18 protein-coding genes and 4 tRNA genes are annotated in these 19,715 nt (G+C 61.3%); 12 read left to right on the top strand and 10 right to left on the bottom strand.

Annotation, left to right across the window (positions count from 1 at the left end; all coding sequences use genetic code 11):
• Positions 1 to 10 precede the first annotated feature (10 nt).
• Genes BCL93_RS13385 through queC form a run of 4 tightly spaced genes read right to left on the bottom strand, consistent with a single transcriptional unit; the run spans position 11 to position 2,556 of the window.
• On the bottom strand, positions 11 to 316 hold the full coding sequence (locus BCL93_RS13385; RefSeq protein ID WP_112055774.1) for a YkgJ family cysteine cluster protein: 306 nt from the start codon (positions 314 to 316) through the stop codon (positions 11 to 13).
• Positions 313 to 1,152 (bottom strand): 6-carboxytetrahydropterin synthase, encoded by an 840-nt coding sequence (locus BCL93_RS13390; RefSeq protein WP_112055775.1) that lies wholly within the window; start codon positions 1,150 to 1,152, stop codon positions 313 to 315. Before BCL93_RS13390 ends, BCL93_RS13385 begins: the two co-directional genes overlap by 4 nt.
• Positions 1,152 to 1,793, bottom strand: coding sequence for a 7-carboxy-7-deazaguanine synthase (gene queE / locus BCL93_RS13395; RefSeq protein WP_112055776.1), 642 nt, complete (start codon positions 1,791 to 1,793; stop codon positions 1,152 to 1,154). Before queE ends, BCL93_RS13390 begins: the two co-directional genes overlap by 1 nt.
• On the bottom strand, positions 1,786 to 2,556 hold the full coding sequence (gene queC / locus BCL93_RS13400; protein ID WP_112055777.1) for a 7-cyano-7-deazaguanine synthase QueC: 771 nt from the start codon (positions 2,554 to 2,556) through the stop codon (positions 1,786 to 1,788). The genes queE and queC overlap by 8 nt, the downstream gene beginning before the upstream one ends.
• A gap of 140 nt (positions 2,557 to 2,696) precedes the next feature.
• On the opposite strand from queC, the gene BCL93_RS13405 reads away from it, so the two are divergent.
• The gene (locus BCL93_RS13405) at positions 2,697 to 4,451 is read left to right on the top strand and encodes a lysophospholipid acyltransferase family protein (RefSeq protein WP_258396554.1); all 1,755 of its coding nucleotides are present in this window, start codon (positions 2,697 to 2,699) and stop codon (positions 4,449 to 4,451) included.
• A 249-nt stretch (positions 4,452 to 4,700) separates the two neighbouring features.
• Positions 4,701 to 5,111, top strand: coding sequence for an SRPBCC family protein (locus tag BCL93_RS13410; protein WP_112055778.1), 411 nt, complete (start codon positions 4,701 to 4,703; stop codon positions 5,109 to 5,111).
• A gap of 49 nt (positions 5,112 to 5,160) precedes the next feature.
• On the opposite strand, the gene BCL93_RS13415 is transcribed toward BCL93_RS13410, so the two are convergent.
• From BCL93_RS13415 to folD, 6 genes are all read right to left on the bottom strand, one after another.
• Entirely contained in the window at positions 5,161 to 5,397 is a 237-nt protein-coding gene (locus BCL93_RS13415) for a DUF2789 domain-containing protein (RefSeq protein WP_112055779.1), read from the bottom strand.
• A 224-nt stretch (positions 5,398 to 5,621) separates the two neighbouring features.
• A complete protein-coding gene (locus BCL93_RS13420) occupies positions 5,622 to 6,665 on the bottom strand; it encodes an asparaginase (protein WP_112055780.1) in 1,044 nt (347 codons plus the stop codon).
• Positions 6,666 to 6,676: 11 nt separating this feature from the next.
• Complete coding sequence (locus BCL93_RS13425; RefSeq protein ID WP_112055781.1) at positions 6,677 to 7,636, bottom strand: alpha/beta hydrolase; 960 nt, start codon at positions 7,634 to 7,636, stop codon at positions 6,677 to 6,679.
• A gap of 196 nt (positions 7,637 to 7,832) precedes the next feature.
• A complete protein-coding gene (gene mtnN, locus BCL93_RS13430; protein ID WP_112055782.1) occupies positions 7,833 to 8,582 on the bottom strand; it encodes a 5'-methylthioadenosine/S-adenosylhomocysteine nucleosidase in 750 nt (249 codons plus the stop codon).
• Between the two features lie 24 nt (positions 8,583 to 8,606).
• The gene (locus BCL93_RS13435; protein ID WP_112055783.1) at positions 8,607 to 9,074 is read right to left on the bottom strand and encodes an S-ribosylhomocysteine lyase; all 468 of its coding nucleotides are present in this window, start codon (positions 9,072 to 9,074) and stop codon (positions 8,607 to 8,609) included.
• Positions 9,075 to 9,193: 119 nt separating this feature from the next.
• Positions 9,194 to 10,060 carry a bifunctional methylenetetrahydrofolate dehydrogenase/methenyltetrahydrofolate cyclohydrolase FolD gene (folD, locus tag BCL93_RS13440; protein ID WP_112055784.1) on the bottom strand — a complete coding sequence of 289 codons (867 nt, stop codon included), beginning with the start codon at positions 10,058 to 10,060 and terminating at the stop codon, positions 9,194 to 9,196.
• A 220-nt stretch (positions 10,061 to 10,280) separates the two neighbouring features.
• Here folD and BCL93_RS13445 point away from each other — a divergent pair.
• From BCL93_RS13445 to BCL93_RS13490, 10 genes are all read left to right on the top strand, one after another.
• Positions 10,281 to 10,357, top strand: a tRNA-Pro gene (locus tag BCL93_RS13445).
• A gap of 71 nt (positions 10,358 to 10,428) precedes the next feature.
• Positions 10,429 to 10,505, top strand: a tRNA-Arg gene (locus BCL93_RS13450).
• A 55-nt stretch (positions 10,506 to 10,560) separates the two neighbouring features.
• Positions 10,561 to 10,635 (top strand) — tRNA-His (locus tag BCL93_RS13455).
• A gap of 29 nt (positions 10,636 to 10,664) precedes the next feature.
• Positions 10,665 to 10,739: transfer RNA gene (locus tag BCL93_RS13460), tRNA-His, on the top strand.
• A gap of 339 nt (positions 10,740 to 11,078) precedes the next feature.
• Complete coding sequence (gene tig, locus BCL93_RS13465; protein ID WP_112055785.1) at positions 11,079 to 12,425, top strand: trigger factor; 1,347 nt, start codon at positions 11,079 to 11,081, stop codon at positions 12,423 to 12,425.
• Positions 12,426 to 12,544: 119 nt separating this feature from the next.
• Positions 12,545 to 13,165, top strand: coding sequence for an ATP-dependent Clp endopeptidase proteolytic subunit ClpP (gene clpP / locus BCL93_RS13470; protein ID WP_112055786.1), 621 nt, complete (start codon positions 12,545 to 12,547; stop codon positions 13,163 to 13,165).
• 77 nt (positions 13,166 to 13,242) lie between these two features.
• Positions 13,243 to 14,523, top strand: a complete 1,281-nt coding sequence (gene clpX, locus BCL93_RS13475; protein WP_112055787.1) for an ATP-dependent Clp protease ATP-binding subunit ClpX — start codon at positions 13,243 to 13,245, stop codon at positions 14,521 to 14,523.
• 145 nt (positions 14,524 to 14,668) lie between these two features.
• Positions 14,669 to 17,077 (top strand): endopeptidase La, encoded by a 2,409-nt coding sequence (lon, locus tag BCL93_RS13480; RefSeq protein WP_112055788.1) that lies wholly within the window; start codon positions 14,669 to 14,671, stop codon positions 17,075 to 17,077.
• A gap of 176 nt (positions 17,078 to 17,253) precedes the next feature.
• Positions 17,254 to 17,526 (top strand): nucleoid-associated protein HU-beta, encoded by a 273-nt coding sequence (gene hupB / locus BCL93_RS13485; RefSeq protein WP_092528694.1) that lies wholly within the window; start codon positions 17,254 to 17,256, stop codon positions 17,524 to 17,526.
• Positions 17,527 to 17,816: 290 nt separating this feature from the next.
• On the top strand, positions 17,817 to 19,637 hold the full coding sequence (locus tag BCL93_RS13490) for a SurA N-terminal domain-containing protein (RefSeq protein ID WP_112055789.1): 1,821 nt from the start codon (positions 17,817 to 17,819) through the stop codon (positions 19,635 to 19,637).
• Positions 19,638 to 19,715: the final 78 nt, after the last annotated feature.

A 19,715-nucleotide genomic window follows, 5' to 3' on the forward strand; every position in this document is an offset into this window, starting at 1 on the left:
CCTCGGTGTGTCAGGTCATGGTTTCCCAGGCGGCGATTCGTGCCAGCGCTTCTTCGCGATCGCTGCCGCAAAGCTCCTGATCGAAGTCGAAACGCGCGCAGACGGCAGGGCGGCTCGGGTCGCCAAACAATCGGCAGAGGTTGTCATCATCGAGCTGCACGCAGCGCACGCCGGCCGGCTTGCCCTCAGGCATGCCGGGAATCGCTGAGCTGATCGAGGGGGCGATGCAGCAGGCACCGCAGCCCGGGCGGCATTCGCCGGTGGCGTGAGCGGAGGTAGACGCCGCGGCCTGGGTACTGGCAATCAGTCGGCTCATGGCGTTCGCTCCGCAATGGCTCCCTTGCCGATGCCCTCGAAGGCCTGGACCCGCGTGACCTGGCCGGTTTCCGCAGCGATCTCGCCGGCAAGCCAGGCGGCGATCTGCTCGATGGTGGTGGCCGTCGGCAGGATCAGGCAGCGCTCGCGGGGCAGGCGCAGCAGGAAGTCGCCCTGGGGCGCGCGATAGCGCGTCGTGAGCTCACCCTGAGCAACGCCCTCGTCCTCGATATCGCCTGCATCGACCAGATAACGATCCGCCATGCGGCCGGCCCATTCGGCCTCAAGCGCCGGGGCGCGTTCGCCTGTTTGCCAGATATGGAGCGGCGAACGATGCCCGTGGGCGATGCGCTGGCAGTTACCTGCGTGGCGGCGCAGTCCGTGGCTATAGGTGTAGGCAGCACCCGACAGGGCTTCATCCTCGAAGGTGAGGCGAATCGCGCTGACCCGCGGCGGTGGGTCTTGCAGCATCTCCTCGCTGAAGCGCTCGGCAAGCCCTGTCGGTGTGATCTCCGCCCAGGGCACCAGAGTGAAGGCCTGGTGCGGGCCGCGCACCTCCATGGCGTAGGGCGTGGTGGTGCGGATCGCGAGGCCTTCCGGGCATTCGCTGACCGTCACGCCCGGCGCCTCGGTCGGTACGATCAGGGTGTGGTCGGCACCGTCGTCCAGCCGCGACTTGATCCACGGCTTGACGTGGCCGAAATCAAACAGCATGCCATCCTCGCCGAGTTCGCCGTCGAGTTCGGCATTCACCTGCCAACTGACACCGATCAGGCCACGTGTTGGGCACCACAGCGAGGCGTCGAGATGGGTCAGGCCATTGACGAAGAGGGTCATCAGTCGATCCCCGCGATCTTGTGAGCCTGCAGTGACAGCTGCCATTGAGGTGCACTCAGGCAGTAGTCAACGACGTCGGCCATGGTATTGCCGTCTCCGCCCAGCGGGCCGAGGTCCATGGGCTGCAGATAGAAGTGGCGAAAGTTGAGCCCGGCGAAACGCTCGGGTGGGGCGTGCTGTTGCGGATAGACCAGCTTCAGCTCGTCGCCTGCCATGATGGCAAGCGAGGTATCGCCCTTGGGGCTGACACACAGCCAGTCGATACCGGTCGGCGGGGTGAGCGTGCCGTTGGTCTCCACCGCGACCTCGAAATCGCGGGCATGCAGCGCCTCGATCAACGGTGAGTCCAGTTGCAGCAGCGGCTCACCGCCGGTGAAGACTACGTAGCGCTGGCCGCCGGGCACCGCGGGCCAAAGCGCGGCGAGATGATCGGCGAGCCCTTCAGCGTCGTGAAAGCGACCGCCATTCTGCCCGTCGGTACCGACGAAGTCGGTATCGCAGAAGCGGCAGGCGCTGGTGGCTCGATCCTGTTCGCGCCCCGACCAGAGATTGCAGCCGGAGAAGCGGCAGAAAACGCTGGCACGCCCGGCCCGGGCCCCTTCGCCCTGCAGGGTATAGAAGGCCTCTTTGACGCTATACATCGTGGCGCCCTTCGCCTGAGTCAGCGCTGGTTTCTGCGTCAGAGCCGGGCCGCTGTGATGTGGCAGCTTTTTCATCCGAGCCGGATCGCTGTGAAGAGGAATAGCCCAGCGGGTCGCTCAAGCCATGGTGAGCAAAGGCGGCCAGGCGCTCTCGGCAGCTGCCACACTCGCCGCATGCCAGGGTCTCGCCCAGGTAGCAGGTCCAGGTGTTGGCGTAGTCCAGCCCCATGGCGAGGCCGTCGGCCAGGATCTCGTGCTTGCCCTTGTGCAGATAGGGCGCCTCGATGGTCACCGGAGAGAAATTGGCGATGGCCGCGACGTCGTTCATCTTTTCTACGAACTCGGGCCGGCAATCCGGATACAGCACGTGATCGCCGCCGTGGGCGCCGTAGAAAACGCGATCGGCGCCGATGTTCACCGCCTGAGCGATGGCCAGCGACAAAAGGATCATATTGCGGTTCGGCACCACGGTGGCGCTCAGGTTGTCGGCATCGTAGTCGCCGCCGGGCAGTGCCTGGGAGGCGTCGGTGAGAGCTGAGCTATCTATCAGGCCGTGAATGGCGCGGATATCGACGATCTGATGGGCGATCCCGAGTTGCTCACAGACCTGTTTGGCGGTGTCGAGTTCACGGGCGTGCCGCTGCCCGTAGTTGAACGACAGGGCGTGGAGCTCATAGCCCTCGCGGCGGGCCCGGTGCAGCACCGTATAGGAGTCCATGCCGCCGGAGTAGATCACCACGGCACGGGGAGTTGAAGAGGTCATGGAGATGTCCTTTCGGAGAATTTGTTTAGGCCGCAGCCTGGCGGCGCGGACGCCCGGGATCCGGTCCGGACGAGCCGCGCATTGTAGAGACTGGCGTCGCCGCTGTCATGCCTTCGCCATGTCTCTGACATGGGGTCGTCATGGCATTTGCCGAGGATATCGACATCACCGGAGGAACCCTGATGCTCGATATCGAACGCCTGATCGACGACAAGTACCCCGCCCTCAATGGTCGCGCGCCCCTGGTGCGCCAGCCAGCCATGGGGTTGTTGCGACGCTTGATGCATGAGGATGAGGTCAACGACTTTCTGGCGCGGCACCGCGACGCTGGCCCTTTCGAGTTCGTTGATCATGTGCTGGAGCATTTCCGCTTCAGCTACATGGCCTCGGCCAGGGATCGATGCAACATCCCCAGCGAAGGGCGAGTCGTGATCGTCGCCAACCATCCGCTGGGGACCCTGGATGGCCTGGCGCTGCTCAAGCTGGTGGGAGAGGTGCGCCGCGACGTCAAGGTGATGGTCAACGATCTGCTGTGGGAGTTCGTGCCGCTGCGGCCCTTGCTGCTGCCGGTCGACAACCTGACCGGCAAGGGGTACCGGAAGACTGCGCGCGCCGGAAATGAAGCGCTGATGGCAGAGCAAGCGGTCATCGTCTTCCCCGCCGGTGAGGTGTCCCGGGCAGGGCCCTCGGGGATCAAGGATGGTCCCTGGCTTAGTGGTTTCCTGCACCTGGCCCGCAAGACGAATGCCCCGATCCTGCCGGTGCATGTGGGCGGGCGCAATTCCGCGTTGTTCTATTCGCTTTCGATGATCTATCGGCCGCTGGGCGGGCTGCTGCTGGTCAATGAGATGTTCAAGAAGCACGCCATGGATCTGCCTATCCGAATCGGGGAGCCCATTCCCCTGGCGCGCTTCGATTTGCCGACGCTGCCCAACCGCACCAAGCTCAAGCTGCTGCGCAAGCACGTCTATCGGCTAGCCAAGAATCGCTCTCCGCTTTTTGTCACCGAACGGCCGATCGCTCACCCGGAGCCGCGCCAGGCCTTGCGTGCCGAGCTGGATCAGGCGCAGTGCCTGGGTATGACCAAGGAGGGCATGCGGATTCTTCTGCACGACTATCGCGCGGACTCGGTGGTGATGCGCGAGTTGGGGCGATTGCGCGAGCTGACCTTCAGACGCGTGGGAGAGGGGACCGGTGAGCACCGTGATCTGGATGACTATGATCGCCATTATCAGCACCTGCTGGTATGGGACGACAAGGCCATGGAGATAGCCGGTGCCTACCGTCTGGCGAGGGTGGGTGAGGTATTGAACACCCATGGCGTCGAAGGCCTCTATTCGGCGTCGTTATTCGACTGTTCAGGGGAGTGGCTGGCGAGTGTCGGTGAGGGTATCGAGCTGGGGCGCAGCTTCGTGCAGCCTCGCTACTGGGGGCGGCGCAGTCTGGACCTGCTCTGGTTTGGCATCGGCGCCTACTTGAAGGCGAATCCGTCGATCGCCTGGATGGTCGGCCCGGTATCGCTCTCCAATGCCATTCCACGAGCTGCCCTGGAGTTGCTGGTGTACTACTACCAGCACTATTACGGCGCCAATGAGTCAGGCGTGCGCGCCCGCGCGCCGTTTCGGGTGTCGTCGGCGACGGTTGAGGAGGCCAGTGCGCTGTTTTGCCACGAGGATGCTGTTGCCGACTTCAAGGTGCTCAAGCAACAGCTCGGCATGCATGGTGTGACGGTGCCGGCGCTCTACAAGCATTACACCGAGCTGTGCACGTCAGGCGGTGTGCAGTTCCTGGATTTCAGCGTCGATGCCGACTTTGGTTACTGCGTGGACGGTCTGGTTCGGGTCGAGGTCGCAAAGGTGAAGGCCAAGAAGCGGGCGCGCTATATGGGCGAGTGAGACTGGTTAATTGGAACTGGGTTAGACAGACAGGCTTGGGCGGAACCGGTGGGCGGCGAGGCAGAGCAGGGCGCAACAAAGCAGGTCGAGAAATAGCAGGTCGAGCAATAGCGGGGCCAGGCGAAAGTAGGCTGAACCGTATCGCAGCTGCTAGCCGCGCAAAGAGGCCGGTGGTGCAAGGATGCTGGTCTTGATGAGGCGGGCTGGTTACCCTCGGGGTATCTGCGCACCAGCAACCGGAACTCGAATATGGCCACTATCGAACACAGCGCGACATTGCCGGCGACGCCGGAGCGGGTCTTCGAGCTACTCAAGAGGGTCGAGGACTTCGCCGAGTATTCTGACCTGATCGAGTCCATCGAGCCCCTTGGGGATGACCGCTACCGCTGGCATGTCAGGGCGGTCGGCGTCGACTGGACCTTCGACGTGGCGATTACAGAATCCCGTGCGCCGGAGCGGTTGGCCTGGGAGTCCATCGACGGGGTGAAGAATCAGGGCTGTTATCGACTGACGCCGGTGCCTGAAGGGACGCATGTTTCCCTCACGCTCGACTACGTGATCAAGAATCGCCTGGTGGAGCGGGCCGTCAACAAGGCGGCCCGCCCGCTGGTGAGCAGGGTCAGCCGACAGATTCTCGAACGCGTCGAGGCGCGGCTATGACCTTGATCGGCCCGTCGAGCTCGACGGGCTTTTCATCACGGGCTTTTCATCAGGCCCCGCGCAGCGCCGCATTCAACTGATCGACCACTTCTGCCCAGTCGGCGTCTTCTTCCAGGGCGCTGCGAATCAGCTCTGCCTGTGACTGGTTCCAGAAGGGGGCTTCGGCCAGCCCCACGTCGTCGGGAAGTGGCGCATGACGCTCGATAAAGGCCTGGATGGAGGCGTTGTCGGCGGGAAGGCCGAGCTGTTCAAAGAGTTCACTGAAGGGGTGTACGCCATGTTCCATATTGATGCTCCTTGTGATCAGTCAAGACTGAGTCGGTGATTCCGTGTCTTCAGGATTGTGTGTCGTGAGGGCTACTTACCTTGAGTATCGTGCCACTCGGTGTGATATCGAGCGTTGTTGCTTTCGTCTTTGTGACGTCAAAGTGGCAGCCTGCCAGCCTTTCTCTCTCTGGCGCCACCTGTTCATGCCTGCGACAGGCAGCCTTCTATAATAGGCCCTTCGGCTCAGCGTTCGCCGATAAGGCTCGTCAGGAAATGCCGGCGCCGTTCGGCGTCGCTCAGCGGCTGGGCCAGCAGGTGAATCAGCTTGGTCATGGCGGCCTCGGGGGTCATGTCATCGCCTGAGAGCACTTCTGCATCCATGAGCCCCTGGCCGGCCGCGTAGGTGCCGATCTCGATTCGTCCCTGCGGGCATTGGCTGATGGCAGCGACCAGCTTGCCTTCACCCCTGGCCTGGGCGAGCACCTCGACCAATGCCGGGTCATCGGCAATATTGCCTCCTCCCCAGACCTCCAGCAGGGCGCCGCTGACGGTGTCGTCGAGCAGCATCGCGCCGAGCTGTCGTGCGGTCATGCCCGGCCATAGCGTGATTCTTACCACTGGCGAAGGGCCTAGTACACGATAGTCAGGCAGCTCGAAGCGCTGGGCGCCGCGCTGGTGGTCGGCCAGTCCGCGGCCGGGGTAGAGCACTGGCGCGCCGTCGACCAGTTCGCCGAGCAGCGGATAGTTGGGGCTGATGAAGGCATCTTCGGCCTGTGTTTGCCACTTGCGGGTGCGCACGCCGCGAAGCAGGCGTCCAGCGAAGTAGAGCGCGACTTCCTGGAGTTCTGGCTGGGCGGCGAAGCGCAGGGCGCCCTCGACATTGGCGAGCGCATCGCTGTGCTCGGCTTCCAGCGGGTGCATAGCGCCGGTCACGACCACCGCTTTATCGATGCCCTGAAGCTGAAAGGCCAGGCTGCTGGCGGTCCAGCTCAGGGTGTCGGTGCCGTGGAGAATGACGATGCCTGAATAGGTCTGCTGATAGGCCTCGATCAAGGCCGCAAGGGCCTGCCAGTCGGACGGACAGGCGCTGCTGGAGTCGATGGGCGAGGCAGTTGCCAGGAAGTCGAAGGCAGGCAGGCTGGTGCGCCGAGCCGGTGTCAGGGTTTTCAGCTTATCGCGCAGCCGAGACTCGAAATTATCGCCCGGTGCGAGGCCGTGAGGGGTCTCGACCATGCCGAGAGTGCCGCCCGTATAGATGACCAATAAAGGGGAGCGGGACGCGTGCATGGGGACTCCTGTCAGCGGTTAGGGGAAGGTGCCATGATACCCGATGCGGACTTTGCTGTGATCGGGGGTGGCGCCAGTTGGTGGTCGAGGAAATCAAGCCCCGCCTCGATGGCCGGGCCGGCCGTGAGGAAGGTGGTGTAGTGGCCGCGCAATGTTAGCCGATACAGCGTATTGGGAATGCCGCGAGCGTCCAGGGCAGCATGGAAGACGTCGGCTTGCTCAATCGGCACCAGGCCGTCGAGGTTGCCATGAAAGAGGAAGAAGGGTGGGGCGCTGTCGCCAAGCTGGAGTAGCGGTGACGCTTGGCGATAGCGAGCCGGGTACTCGGCCTGAGTGCCGCCAATGAAGTCGGTAAGCAGACGTCCGTCGTCGAACCGCAGAAGGTCGGTCGGCGTGCCGCCGGCCAGCACGCCGGCAAGCCGTGTCTCTGGGCCTCCGTAGGGGCTGTCCAGTGGGTTGTCGGCATGCATCACGCCCAGCAAGCTGATGAGATGTGCGCCGGAGGAGTAGCCGACGCCGATGATGCGATCGGTATCGATACGCAAGCGTTCTGCCTGGTCACTGATCCAGTGCATGGCCTGCTGAAGGTCATGAAGCTGTGCAGGAAAGCGGTAGGTCGGTGCAAATCGGTAGTCGATGTTGACGGCCACGTAGCCGCGCTGAGCGAGGCGCTCGGCGATGGCGTCCATGTCGGCCCGCTCGCGACGCTGCCAGCCTCCTCCATGAACGACCAGGGCGGCGGGCCTGAGCTCGGCGTCATCCGCGGTGGCCGGCAGGTAAACATCCGCCTGCAGGGGCTCTGGCCAGTTCTGTGGCGTGTAGGTGACGGCGTCGAGGCGACGTGTGTCGAGGGCGGCGGGTGTCTCGTCGAGGCCCAGCGGATAAGCCGCGCAGCCAGCTAGCAGCAGTGAATGCAGTAGCAACAGGAGTGGAATGGCCAGGCGGCGCGATAGCCGGGAAGCGACATGCATGGCGGGGCTCCGTAAGTCAGGAAACGAGCCTAATGTAAAACCCTTGTATCGATCTTGTACAGACTGGCACAAAAAAGGCGCCATATCGGCGCCTTCCTCGTGAAGCGGTGTTCTGTCTCTAATGCTGTCTCGAGCGTACTCTCTCGAACGTACTGTTTCTAACGTACTGCCGCGAACGGGCTCTCGACAGTCTGCCTCAGGCGTCCGTCAGAGCCTTCTGTCGGGGTTTCTCTGACATGCTGTCAATGCTGCCCAGGCGGGCGACCATGGCTTCGACCATCTGTGCCGAATGCTCGGCGGCCTGATCGATGAACGCCTTGAAGGAGATGTTGGACTCCTGTCCTGCGATGTCCGACAGGGCACGAATGACCACGAAGGGGCATCCGTAGAGATGGCAGGTCTGTGCGATGGCCGCAGCCTCCATCTCGGCGGCGAGCATGGTCGGAAAGCGGTCTCGGGTACGTGATACTGCTTCCGGGCAGGACATGAAGATGTCGCCGGTCGCGATCAGCCCTTCGACGACCCTCAGTTCGCCCAGGGATTCGATACATTCCCTGGCGATGGCGACCAGCCGGCTATCGGGAAGATAGGCGGCCGGCATCTGCGGGACCTGGCCATGCTCATAGCCGAAGACCACGGCGTCCACATCGTGATGACGTACCTCGGAGGAAATCACCACATCGCCTACGGCGAGGTCTTCGCCGAAGCCACCGGCGGAGCCGGTATTGATGACCACGTCGGGCTTGTAAACGTCCAGCAGCAGGGTGGTGCCTACCGCTGCATTCACCTTGCCGATGCCTGATTGCAGGATCACCACCTCAACGCCCTGAAGGCGTCCGGTGTGGAAGGTGCAACCAACATGCTCACGGGTGCGTCGATCCTCCAGGTGGGAGGCCAGCAGCGCTACCTCTTCGGCCATGGCGCCGATGATGCCAATCTTTTTCATGCGTGTGTCGCCTTGGTCATCGGATCAGTCAAAAATGAGCTGCCATTCGTCGCGCTTGGCGAGGAAGCCGCGAGCGATCTCTTTGGCGCCTTCGAGGCTGTGGCTAGCGGCCCACCCGCACTGCATCTCGTTGCAGGCCGGCACTTCCTTAGCCTCGAGTACGTCCTCGAGCGTCTTTTCGATCAGCGTGAGGATACCGTCGTAGTCGTCGTGGTTGATCATCGCCCAGTAGAAACCGGTCTGACAGCCCATCGGGCTGATGTCGACGACCTTGTCGGTGTGGTTGCGCGACATTTCTGCCATCAGGTGTTCGAGGGAGTGTAGCCCCGGCATGTCCATGTGGTTCTGGTTCGGCTGGCAGATGCGCATGTCGTACTTGTAGATCTCGTCGCCATGCAGGCCGACGGTAACGCCGGCCAGGCGGACGTAGGGCGCTTTGACCTTGGTGTGGTCGAGATTGAAACTTTCGACGTTCATCTTCTGGTCGCTCATGTCACCTGACCTCGTCTAGCAAGTTGATTAGCTATTCCCCCAGTGACGAAACCACTAGGGCGAAAAAAGGGGATTCTAACGTAATGAGCCGGCTGGCGCCTACTCAGGGCCGCTGCGCGTCATTCGGCCTTCATGGGATCATGGAGTTCCGCGGCGTAGAGAGTGTTCTCGAGCAGCGAGGCGACCGTCATCGGACCGACGCCGCCGGGGACCGGCGTGATGTAGCTGGCGCGTTCGGCGGCCGGGGTGAACTCCACGTCGCCGATCAGCTTGCCGTCATCATTGCGGTTGATACCTACGTCAATGACGATAGCGCCTTCCTTCACCCACTCGCCCTTGACCAGCCCCGGCTTGCCTACTGCCACCACCAACAGGTCGGCGCGGCGCACCTGAGCCTCGAGGTCCTTGGTAAAACGGTGGCAGACGGTGGTGGTGCAGCCGGCCAGCATCAGCTCCAGGGCCATCGGTCGGCCGACGATGTTGGAGGCGCCAACGATGGTGGCGTCCAGTCCGCGCACGTTGAGGCCAGATTCCTGCAGCAGGGTCATAACACCCTTTGGCGTGCAGGGGCGCAGCAGTGGTAGGCGCTGAGCCAGGCGGCCGAGGTTGTAGGGGTGGAAGCCGTCGACGTCCTTGTCGGGCTTAATGCGCTCGAGAATAGGGCGCGGATCCAGGTGCTCGGGCAGCGGCAGCTGTACCAGGATGCCGTCAACGCGCTCATCGGCATTCAGCTCGTCGACCAGCGCCTCCAGATCGGCTTGGCTGGTGTCCGCGGGCAACTGGTGGCGAAAGGAGATAATGCCGGCTTCTTCGCATGCGCGATGCTTGTTGCGGACATAGATTTCGGATGCCGCATCTTCACCGACCAGCACCACGGCCAGGCCTGGACTGCGTGCGCTGGATTCGTGACGGGCCGCTACCTGGCGGGCAACCTGTTGACGAACATGAGCGGCAATGGCCTTGCCATCGATCAGTTGGGCGGTCATCGGCGTTTCCTAAAAAAGTTAAGTCGGCGGGCCGGCGGGGTATACCTGCAGCGGGCGACGAAAGATTGAGGGTGCTGATTTTCGCATGAGCTGGCCTCGAGTCAAAGCATGCTTGTGGGAGAGTGTGCGCTAAGGGCTTGACCAGCGGGCAAGGATGCGTAAAATACGCTCCGCATTGAGGCGGCAGTTTTCGCGTCAATGTTGTGCAGCTTGATGCCGACGGGATGTAGCGCAGTCTGGTAGCGCGCCTGCTTTGGGAGCAGGATGTCGGGGGTTCGAATCCCTCCATCCCGACCATGTAACCTTTTGATTTTTTTACATAAAGGTCTTGGCAAGGGTTGCAGGTAAGAGTCTAGAGGCTTTAGAATGCGCTCATAGCTCAATCGGATAGAGCAACGGCCTTCTAAGCCGTAGGTTGCAGGTTCGAGTCCTGCTGGGCGCGCCACTGGAAATTCGAGTGGTCGGCAGCAAGGCGAGTACCTGGCAAGCGAGTCGATATGGTGGATGTAGCTCAGTGGTAGAGCCCCGGATTGTGGTTCCGGCTGTCGTGGGTTCGATCCCCATCATCCACCCCATTCGTCGCTTGTAGTGTGTTTTGGTAGTGGTGGATGTAGCTCAGTGGTAGAGCCCCGGATTGTGGTTCCGGTTGTCGTGGGTTCGATCCCCATCATCCACCCCATTACCTTCCCTCCTGATATTCCTTACCCCTTCTTATTCTTAGGTTCGCGGCCAGCGGTCACGGGTCGTTTTTGTGTGCCTGAGTTTTGTGTGTCTGGGTTTTGTGTGCCTTGATGTTGCGCCTATGGCGTCTTGGCCTGGGCGTCATCTCCGCAAGGTGGCCGGGTCGTCATTTTTAATGCCGTGAGCCCAAGGTTTTTGCCGCAATCCCCCTTGTAACAGGCAACAGCGCCCCCATAGTCATGGCATCGCGCTTGCCAGCGTGCATCGGGGTTCTTAGAATTGATCCCCTTTGACCATTCAACGCTTTTTCGAACGCCCCAGTGGTAGAGGACTATTCATGCAAGTTTCCGTCGAAACGACCTCCCAGATCGAACGTCGCGTCAAGGTTCAAGTGCCAGCGGCCGAGATCGATCAGGCCGTCGAGGCTCGCCTCAAGGACACCGCCAAGAACGCTCGCCTGAATGGCTTCCGCCCGGGCAAAGTGCCGATGGCCGTGGTCCGTCAGCGCTATGGGCAAGATGCGCGCAACGAAGTGGTGGGCGAGGTGATGCGTGAGCGTTACGTTCAGGCGATTACCCAGGAAAACCTCAACCCGGCGGGTTACCCGCAGATCGAGCCGACCGTCAATGAAAGCGGCCAGGATCTCGAGTTCGTCGCGACGCTGGAGATTTATCCGGAAGTCCAGCTGGCCGGCATCGAAGGCGCCGAAGTCGAGCGTCCGGTGGTCGAGGTGACTGATGCCGACGTCGAACAGATGATCGAGACGCTGCGCAAGCAGAATGCCTCCTGGGCTGAAGTCGATCGCGCCGCCGAAGACGGCGATCAGGTCACCCTCGACTTCCAGGGCTTCCTGGGCGACGAGCCGTTCGAAGGCGGCAGTGCCGAGAACCATGATCTGGTGATCGGTTCCGGCAGCTTCATTCCGGGCTTCGAAGAGCAGCTGGTCGGCGCCAAGGCCGGTGACGATACCGAGATCAAGGTGACCTTCCCGGAAGATTACCAGTCCGAGAACCTGGCCGGTCAGGATGCGACCTTCAAGGTCAAGGTCCACAAGGTCAGCGGGCAAGAGCTGCCGGCGATCGACGAAGCCTTTATCCAGCAGTTTGGTGTTGAAGGTGGCGATGTCGATACCTTCCGCGCCGAGATCAAGAAGAACATGACCCGCGAAGCCGCTCAGGCCGTCGACAACCGCGTCAAGCAGCAGGTACTAGACGCGCTGAAGAAGGCCAACGACATCCCGGCGCCGCAGGCTCTGGTTCAGCAGGAAACCGATGCCCTCAAGCGCCAGGCCGCTCAGCAGTTTGGTCTGGGTGAAGACTTCGACGTTTCTCAGCTGCCCAACGAGCTGTTCGCCGAGCAGGCCAAGAGCCGCGTTCAGGTTGGCCTGCTGCTGGCAGAGGTCATCAAGGTCCACGAAGCCGATGCGTCTGACGATGAGATCAAGGCCAAGGTCGAGGAACTGTCTCAGCAGTACCAGGATCCGCAGCAGGTCATCGATTACTACATGAGCAACGATCAGCTCAAGAACCAGCTGAAGTCGTCGATTCTGGAAGAGAAGGCCGTGGCGGTTCTGCTCGAGCAGGCCACCGTGAAGGATGTCGAGATGTCCTACGAGCAGGCCCTGCAGGCGGCTCAGCAGCAAGCTGAAGCGGCCGAGGAAGAAGAGGACGACGCCAAGGCGTGATCGACGACGGCAGTCGTTGGCAGTCCGGCTTCGGTCGGGCTGCCAGGCATGCTTTACTGTCTCCATGACGCCGCATAGGCGGGGTCGTAATCCAGTCATCGGATGAAGGACGTCACACAATGGGCAACGAGTTCGATATTCAAAACGCTGGCGGCCTGGTGCCGATGGTGGTCGAGCAGAGCGCACGCGGTGAGCGCTCCTACGACATCTACTCGCGCCTGCTCAAGGAGCGTGTGATCTTCTTGGTGGGACCGGTGGAAGACTACACGGCCAACTTGGTAGTAGCGCAGCTGCTGTTCCTGGAGTCCGAGAATCCGGACAAGGACATTCACCTGTACATCAACTCACCGGGTGGGTCCGTCACGGCGGGTATGTCGATCTATGACACCATGCAGTTCATCAAGCCGGACGTTTCCACCGTCTGTATCGGTCAGGCGGCGAGCATGGGTGCGCTGCTGCTGACCGGTGGCGCCGCAGGCAAGCGTTATTGCCTGCCGAATTCACGCATGATGATCCACCAGCCGCTGGGCGGTTATCAGGGTCAGGCCTCGGATATCGAGATCCATACCAAGGAAATTCTCAGTATCCGTCAGCGTCTGAACCAGATCCTTGCCGATCATACCGGCCAGGATATCGAGACCATTGCCAAGGACACCGACCGTGATAACTTCATGACGGGTGCCCAGGCTACGGAATACGGTCTGATCGATGCCATGCTGGAGAAACGCCCGGCATCCTGATAGCGTGGAAATCATCTCCAGCCACGATATGCAACTCCGGCGGCCCTTAAGGCCGCCGTCCGTAGAGAGGTACGCAAATGGCCGACGGCAAAGGTAAGGACGAGAGCGGCAAGCTGCTGTACTGCTCGTTTTGTGGCAAGAACCAGAACGAAGTTCGGAAGCTGATCGCCGGCCCGTCCGTCTATATCTGCGATGAGTGCGTCGACCTGTGCAACGACATCATCCGCGAGGAGGTCCTCGAGGCCGATGCCGAAAGCGATGAAGATCGCCTGCCGGCACCGCGGGAGATTCGGCACACCCTCGATGATTATGTGATCGGCCAGGACCGCGCCAAGATGGTGCTGTCGGTGGCGGTTTACAATCATTACAAGCGTCTGCGTGCCGAAGTGAAGAGCGACGAGGTGGAGCTTGGCAAGTCCAATATCCTCCTGATCGGCCCTACCGGCAGCGGCAAGACGCTGCTTGCCGAGACGCTGGCGCGCTTGCTCAATGTTCCCTTCACCATCGCCGATGCCACGACCCTCACTGAGGCGGGCTATGTCGGTGAGGATGTCGAGAACATCATCCAGAAGCTGCTGCAGAAGTGTGACTACGATGTCGACAAGGCTCAGAAAGGCATTGTTTACATCGACGAGATCGACAAGATCTCGCGCAAGTCGGACAACCCCTCGATTACCCGCGATGTCTCGGGCGAGGGCGTCCAGCAGGCGTTGCTCAAGCTGATCGAGGGCACCACGGCCTCGGTGCCGCCGCAGGGTGGTCGCAAGCATCCGCAGCAAGAGTTCCTGCAGGTTGATACGGGTAACATCCTGTTCATCGTCGGCGGTGCCTTCGCCGGTCTGGACAAGGTGATCCGGGAACGCGCCGAGAAGGGTGGCATCGGCTTCAATGCCGAGGTCAAGAGCAAGGACGAGAGCAAGGGTGTGGGTGATGTGCTGCTCGACGTCGAACCCGATGATCTGGTCAAGTTTGGCCTGATTCCCGAGTTCGTGGGTCGCCTGCCAGTCATCGCGACACTCACCGAGCTCTCCGAGGATGCCCTGATCCAGATCCTCACCGAGCCCAAGAACTCGCTTGTCAAGCAGTATGTCAAGCTGTTCGAGATGGAAGGTGTGGAGCTCGACTTCCGCGAGGAGGCGCTGCGCGCCGTCGCCGAAAAGGCCATGGCTCGCAAGACCGGAGCGCGCGGACTGCGTTCGATCCTCGAGGCGGTGCTGCTTGATACCATGTACGAGATTCCGTCGCTTGAGGGTGTCACCAAGGTGGTGATCGATGACTCCGTGATTCGCGGAGAAAGCGAGCCGCTGCTGATCTACTCCCAGCAGGAAGACAGCAAGGTGGCGGGCAAAGACGGCTAAGGCCGTTCCCCTCCGGAGCAGGGGCCGCATCTGCGGCCCCTTTTTTTCGCGCTCTTTTGTCCTGGCGGCCTGTGGCCGCGCTTGTAAAGGACGCCCGTTGCCCCCATCACCTGTTCAATCATTCGAGCATTGAGGAACGTCTGCGATGCAGCAGAACGCCGAACAGACCCAGAGTCTGCCCCTATTGCCGCTTCGCGATGTGGTGGTTTACCCGCAGATGGTGATTCCGCTGTTCGTGGGGCGAGAGAAATCCATTCAGGCGCTTGAGGCGGCCATGGCCGCCGACAAGCGCATCCTGCTTGTCGCTCAACGTGAAGCCGGTCAGGACGAGCCTGATACCAGCGACCTGTTCGCGGTGGGTACCGTCGCCGAGATCATGCAGCTGCTGAAGTTGCCCGATGGCACCGTGAAGGTGCTGATCGAAGGTGCCGCCCGAGCCGATGTCGGTGATATCACCGTGGTCGATGAGGGCTATAGCCGGGCCGAAGTGACCCTGCGCGAAAGCGAGCCGCTCACCGAGCGGGAGCAGGAATCGCTGGTGCGCGTGCTGCTCAATCAGTTCGAGCAATACGTCAAGTTGTCCAAGAAGGTCCCCAATGAGGTGCTCAACTCTCTGTCCGGGATCGAAGACCCCAGTCGACTGGTCGATACCATCTGCGCCCACCTGTCGCTGAAAATTGGCGACAAGCAGCAGCTCCTCGAGATGGATCGTGTGCGCGACCGTATCGAGCACCTGATGGCGCTGATCGAGTCTGAGATCGATCTGCTGCAGGTCGAGAAGCGCATCCGGTCGCGGGTCAAGGACCAGATGGAGAAGTCGCAGCGCGAGTACTATCTCAACGAGCAGATGAAGGCCATCCAGAAAGAGATGGGTGAGCTCGACAACGTGCCCAATGAGGCCGAGAAGTACGAGCAGGCGATCGAAGAATCCGGCATGCCCGACGAGGCCCGCGAGAAGGCCACTCAGGAGCTTGGCAAGCTGAAGATGATGGGGCCGACCTCCGCCGAGGCGACGGTGGTGCGCTCCTATCTTGATTGGCTGATCGCGGTGCCCTGGAAGAAGCGTACCCGGGTCAAGCACGATCTGCTGCGGGCCCAGAAGGTCCTCGATGAAGACCACTACGGGCTCGAGGAGGTCAAGGAACGTATTCTCGAGTATCTGGCTGTCCAGAAACGGGTCAAGAAGCTCAAGGGCCCGGTGCTGTGCCTGGTGGGCCCGCCTGGGGTGGGCAAGACCTCTCTGGGTCAGTCGATTGCCCGAGCGACCAACCGCAAGTACGTGCGGCTGGCGCTGGGTGGCGTCCGTGACGAATCCGAGATTCGCGGCCATCGCCGTACCTACATCGGTTCGCTGCCGGGCAAGGTGGTGCAGCGCATGAGCAAGGCCGGGGTCAAGAACCCGCTGTTCCTGCTTGATGAAGTCGACAAGATCGGCATGGATCATCGTGGCGATCCGTCTTCTGCATTGCTTGAGGTGCTGGATCCGGAGCAGAACGACAAGTTCAGCGATCACTATCTCGAGCTTGATTACGATCTGTCCGAAACCATGTTCATCTGCACCGCCAACTCGATGAACATTCCGGGCCCGTTGATGGATCGCATGGAGATCATTCGTCTGCCGGGCTACACCGAGGACGAGAAGCTGGCGATCGCCAAGCGTTACCTGATCCCCAAGCAGCTCAAGGCTAATGGCCTGAAGGACGACGAGCTCTCCTTCGAAGATGATGCGGTGCTCGAGCTGATTCGCTACTACACCCGAGAAGCGGGGGTGCGCGAGCTGGAGCGTCAGGTCGCGAAGGTTTGCCGCAAAGTGTTGCGTGAACGTATCGAAGCGCAGGGCAAGGAAGGCGCCCAGGCGCCCCAGCAGCTGGCTGCTGAAGGCATTGAGCGTCACGCCGGCGTGCGTCGCTTCAGCTATGGGCTCGCCGACCAGGAAGATCAGATCGGGCGCGTGACCGGGCTCGCCTGGACGTCGGTGGGCGGCGAGCTGCTGACCATCGAGTCCGTGCTGACCCCGGGCAAGGGCCGGATCAACAAGACTGGCTCTCTCGGTGATGTGATGAAAGAGTCCGTGAGCGCCGCGCAGACCGTGGTGCGTGCCCGGGCCAAGGCGCTGGGAATCGATCCTGAGCGCTTCGAGAAGGAAGACCTGCACATCCATGTGCCTGAGGGGGCGACGCCGAAGGACGGTCCCAGTGCCGGCATTGCCATGGTCACCGCGATGGTATCCGCCTTCACCGGACGGGCGGTTCGTTGCGACGTGGCGATGACCGGCGAAGTCAATCTGCGCGGCGAGGTGATGCCGATCGGTGGCCTCAAGGAGAAATTGCTGGCTGCTAGGCGCGGTGGTATAAAGACCGTGCTAATTCCCGAGGAAAATCGTCGAGACCTCAAAGAAGTGCCGGACAATATCAAGGAAGCATTGGATATTCGTCCTGTGCGTTGGATTGATGAGGTGCTAGAGGTTGCTCTCGCCAAAAAGTCTACCCTCGAATCTGATAAAAATCGTCCGGATGACTCTGCCTCTTCCCAGACGGTGATCAGCACTCACTAGTGGTGATTTTTACTGCCATGCCAAGGTCAAAACCTTGGCATGGTGGGGCTTGGGACCAATAGTTGCTTGACGATCTTTTGCGGCATTGCTATAAATTACGCTTTGCTGTGATCGTTTAAGCCGCCTCAAGATAGCGCCGATTTCCAGTAATTTCTGAAACAGTCAAGGGGTGAAGTGTGAACAAATCCGAGCTGATCGAAGCCATTGCCGCGTCTGCCGATATTCCCAAGGCGGCTGCAAGCCGTGCGCTCGACGCCATGGTCGATAGCGTCACTGAAAGCCTGAAGCAGGGTGATTCCGTCTCTCTGGTAGGGTTTGGCACTTTCTCCATCAAGGAGCGTGCTGCGCGCACCGGCCGTAACCCGCAGACCGGTCAGCCGATCGAAATCAGTGCCGCCAAGGTGCCCAGCTTCAAGGCAGGCAAGGCGCTCAAGGATTCCGTCAACTGAGACGCTGGGCTTTGCCTAGCGGACTGACGGTCCTCTGTATGGCGCATCGCTTAGCGGTGCGCCTTTTTATTGGGCGCGATTCCCGTGGTGTCCTGGACGTAGCGCTGAGACGCAGTGCCAGAGACATGATGCTCAAGAGATGGCATTTAAGCCATTGAGCCATGGTGTTTGAGTCATAGCACTTGAAACATGGCACTTGAGTTACAGTCTCTGAGTCACGGTTGCCCCAGGCCCGTATCAGGCGCCTATAATGAACCGTTTTTTCTGCCAATCTCCAGCCGAGGCCAGTAATGCTGCAACGTATCCGGGACCGCTCCACCAGCTGGGGCGCCAAGATCATCATCGGCGCGGTGATCGCGACCATGGCCCTTTTTGGGGTCGACTCTCTGGTCGGTCTGCTGTCGTCCGACGGGGATGATGTCGCCACCGTCAATGGGCAGTCGATCACCCGCCAGCAGGTCGAAGTGCAAGTCCAGCGTGCGATCCGCAGTGGCCAGGTGCCTCCGGAACAGGAGCGTCAGCTGCGTGGCCAGGTGATCGATCAACTGATCCGTACCTCATTGCTGGATCAATACGTGGAAGAGGGTGGCCTGCATCTCTCCGAGAGTCAGCTCGACAAGCTGATCGTCTCGTTGCCTGAATTCCAGGACCAAGATGGCAACTTCTCCCGGGAATTGTTCAAGAACCGCCTGGCCAGTGCCGGCTATACGCCGCTGGCATTCCGGGCACAGCTGCGCAATGACATGCAGCGTCAGCAGCTTCAGCAGGGCCTTTCCGCTAGCGAGTTCATGCTCGACGATGAGCAGCAGCGATTGGCAGCCCTGCAGAACCAGACGCGTCGCTATCGCTACCAGCAGCTCAATGCCTCGGATCTCGAAGAGACCCCTCAAGTTAGCGAGGCGGACCTGGAAGCCTATTACCAGAATCACCGTGATGACTACCAGCGTCCCGAGCAGGTGAAGCTGGCCTATCTGGTGCTCGATCGTCGAGAGCTGGCCGATCAGGTCGAGGTTGACGACGCGCAGTTGCGCTCGCTCTATGCCGAGCGGGCCAGCAACGCCGAGCGTCGTGTCTCGCACATCATGCTGACCTTTGGCGACCAGCGCAGTCGTGAGGAAGCGGTGGCGCGTCTCGATAAGGTCAAAGAGCGTCTGGCCGCAGGTGAGTCTTTTGCGTCGCTTGCCAAGGAGGTGTCGGATGATACGTCAACCAGCGATAGCGGCGGCGATCTGGGCGTGATCAGCCGCGGCTTCTTCGGCGAAGCCTTCGAGAACGCAGTGTATTCCCTCGACCAGGGGCAGGTTTCGGATATCGTCGAAACCGACAACGGACTGCACCTGCTCAAGGTCACCGAAATCGAAATCCCGTCCTTCGATGAGCTGCGCAGTGAACTTCGCGACCAGGCAGCCATGGCCGATGTGGATGACCTCTTCAACGAGCGAGTCCAGCAGCTGATTGATGAAAGCTTCGCTGCCGACGACCTGGCGAGTATCGCCACGGATGTCGGCGCCGAGCTGCAGGCCAGCGACTGGGTGTCGGCCGACGGCGCCCAAGGGGTGCTGTCTGAGCCTGGGGTAATGGATGCCGCGTTCACGACGGACGTGCTCGAGGAAGGCTTCAACAGTGAGGTGATCGAGCTGGATGATGATCGCCGTCTGGTGCTGCGTGTGCGCGATCATCGCCCGGCGACCACGCTGGCCCTTGATGAGGTGCGCGAGCGCGTGACTGCTGCAGTCGAGAAGCTCAAGGTGCAGGAAGCGCTCACAGCACTTGCCGAGGAGCGTGTGGCTGCGCTGCGTGATGGCTCAGTAGAGGCCGTCGATTGGCAGCAGGTCGAGTCTGCTACACGTCAGAATGGCGGCGATGTGCCTGCGGCGGTGAACACGCTGGCTTTCCGGCTGCCGAATCCGGAAGGTGAAGCGCCGGTGTATGGCCAGACCGCCGTCCAGAACGGAGTGGCGCTGGTGGCCCTGGATGCCGTGCAAGAGGGTGACACGTCTGATGCTGCCGAGTCTCGAGTGGCTCAACTGGTCGAACGCCTGCGCGCACAGGCGACGGTCAGCGGGCTGCTCGAGCAACTGCGCAACGATGCCGAGATCGAGCGTCTCTAGTGCGAGTAGCCGGGTAGAATGACCCGATGCTTAACCGCGCAGTTAAAAACGCGACCCGCTAGGGTCGCGTTTTTTTGT

It is taken from the genome of Onishia taeanensis, from assembly GCF_003268885.1.
GTDB lineage: Bacteria > Pseudomonadota > Gammaproteobacteria > Pseudomonadales > Halomonadaceae > Onishia > Onishia taeanensis_A.

Excerpts from the sequence above, each read along its gene's own strand:
- BCL93_RS13385 (WP_112055774.1), bottom strand. The coding sequence starts at position 316 with ATGAGCCGACTGATTGCCAGTACCCAGGCCGCGGCGTCTACCTCCGCT.
- BCL93_RS13390 (WP_112055775.1), bottom strand. The coding sequence starts at position 1,152 with ATGACCCTCTTCGTCAATGGCCTGACCCATCTCGACGCCTCGCTGTGG.
- queE (WP_112055776.1), bottom strand. The coding sequence starts at position 1,793 with ATGTATAGCGTCAAAGAGGCCTTCTATACCCTGCAGGGCGAAGGGGCC.
- queC (WP_112055777.1), bottom strand. The coding sequence starts at position 2,556 with ATGACCTCTTCAACTCCCCGTGCCGTGGTGATCTACTCCGGCGGCATG.
- BCL93_RS13405 (WP_258396554.1), top strand. The coding sequence starts at position 2,697 with ATGGCATTTGCCGAGGATATCGACATCACCGGAGGAACCCTGATGCTC.
- BCL93_RS13410 (WP_112055778.1), top strand. The coding sequence starts at position 4,701 with ATGGCCACTATCGAACACAGCGCGACATTGCCGGCGACGCCGGAGCGG.
- BCL93_RS13415 (WP_112055779.1), bottom strand. The coding sequence starts at position 5,397 with ATGGAACATGGCGTACACCCCTTCAGTGAACTCTTTGAACAGCTCGGC.
- BCL93_RS13420 (WP_112055780.1), bottom strand. The coding sequence starts at position 6,665 with ATGCACGCGTCCCGCTCCCCTTTATTGGTCATCTATACGGGCGGCACT.
- BCL93_RS13425 (WP_112055781.1), bottom strand. The coding sequence starts at position 7,636 with ATGCATGTCGCTTCCCGGCTATCGCGCCGCCTGGCCATTCCACTCCTG.
- mtnN (WP_112055782.1), bottom strand. The coding sequence starts at position 8,582 with ATGAAAAAGATTGGCATCATCGGCGCCATGGCCGAAGAGGTAGCGCTG.
- BCL93_RS13435 (WP_112055783.1), bottom strand. The coding sequence starts at position 9,074 with ATGAGCGACCAGAAGATGAACGTCGAAAGTTTCAATCTCGACCACACC.
- folD (WP_112055784.1), bottom strand. The coding sequence starts at position 10,060 with ATGACCGCCCAACTGATCGATGGCAAGGCCATTGCCGCTCATGTTCGT.
- tig (WP_112055785.1), top strand. The coding sequence starts at position 11,079 with ATGCAAGTTTCCGTCGAAACGACCTCCCAGATCGAACGTCGCGTCAAG.
- clpP (WP_112055786.1), top strand. The coding sequence starts at position 12,545 with ATGGGCAACGAGTTCGATATTCAAAACGCTGGCGGCCTGGTGCCGATG.
- clpX (WP_112055787.1), top strand. The coding sequence starts at position 13,243 with ATGGCCGACGGCAAAGGTAAGGACGAGAGCGGCAAGCTGCTGTACTGC.
- lon (WP_112055788.1), top strand. The coding sequence starts at position 14,669 with ATGCAGCAGAACGCCGAACAGACCCAGAGTCTGCCCCTATTGCCGCTT.
- BCL93_RS13490 (WP_112055789.1), top strand. The coding sequence starts at position 17,817 with ATGCTGCAACGTATCCGGGACCGCTCCACCAGCTGGGGCGCCAAGATC.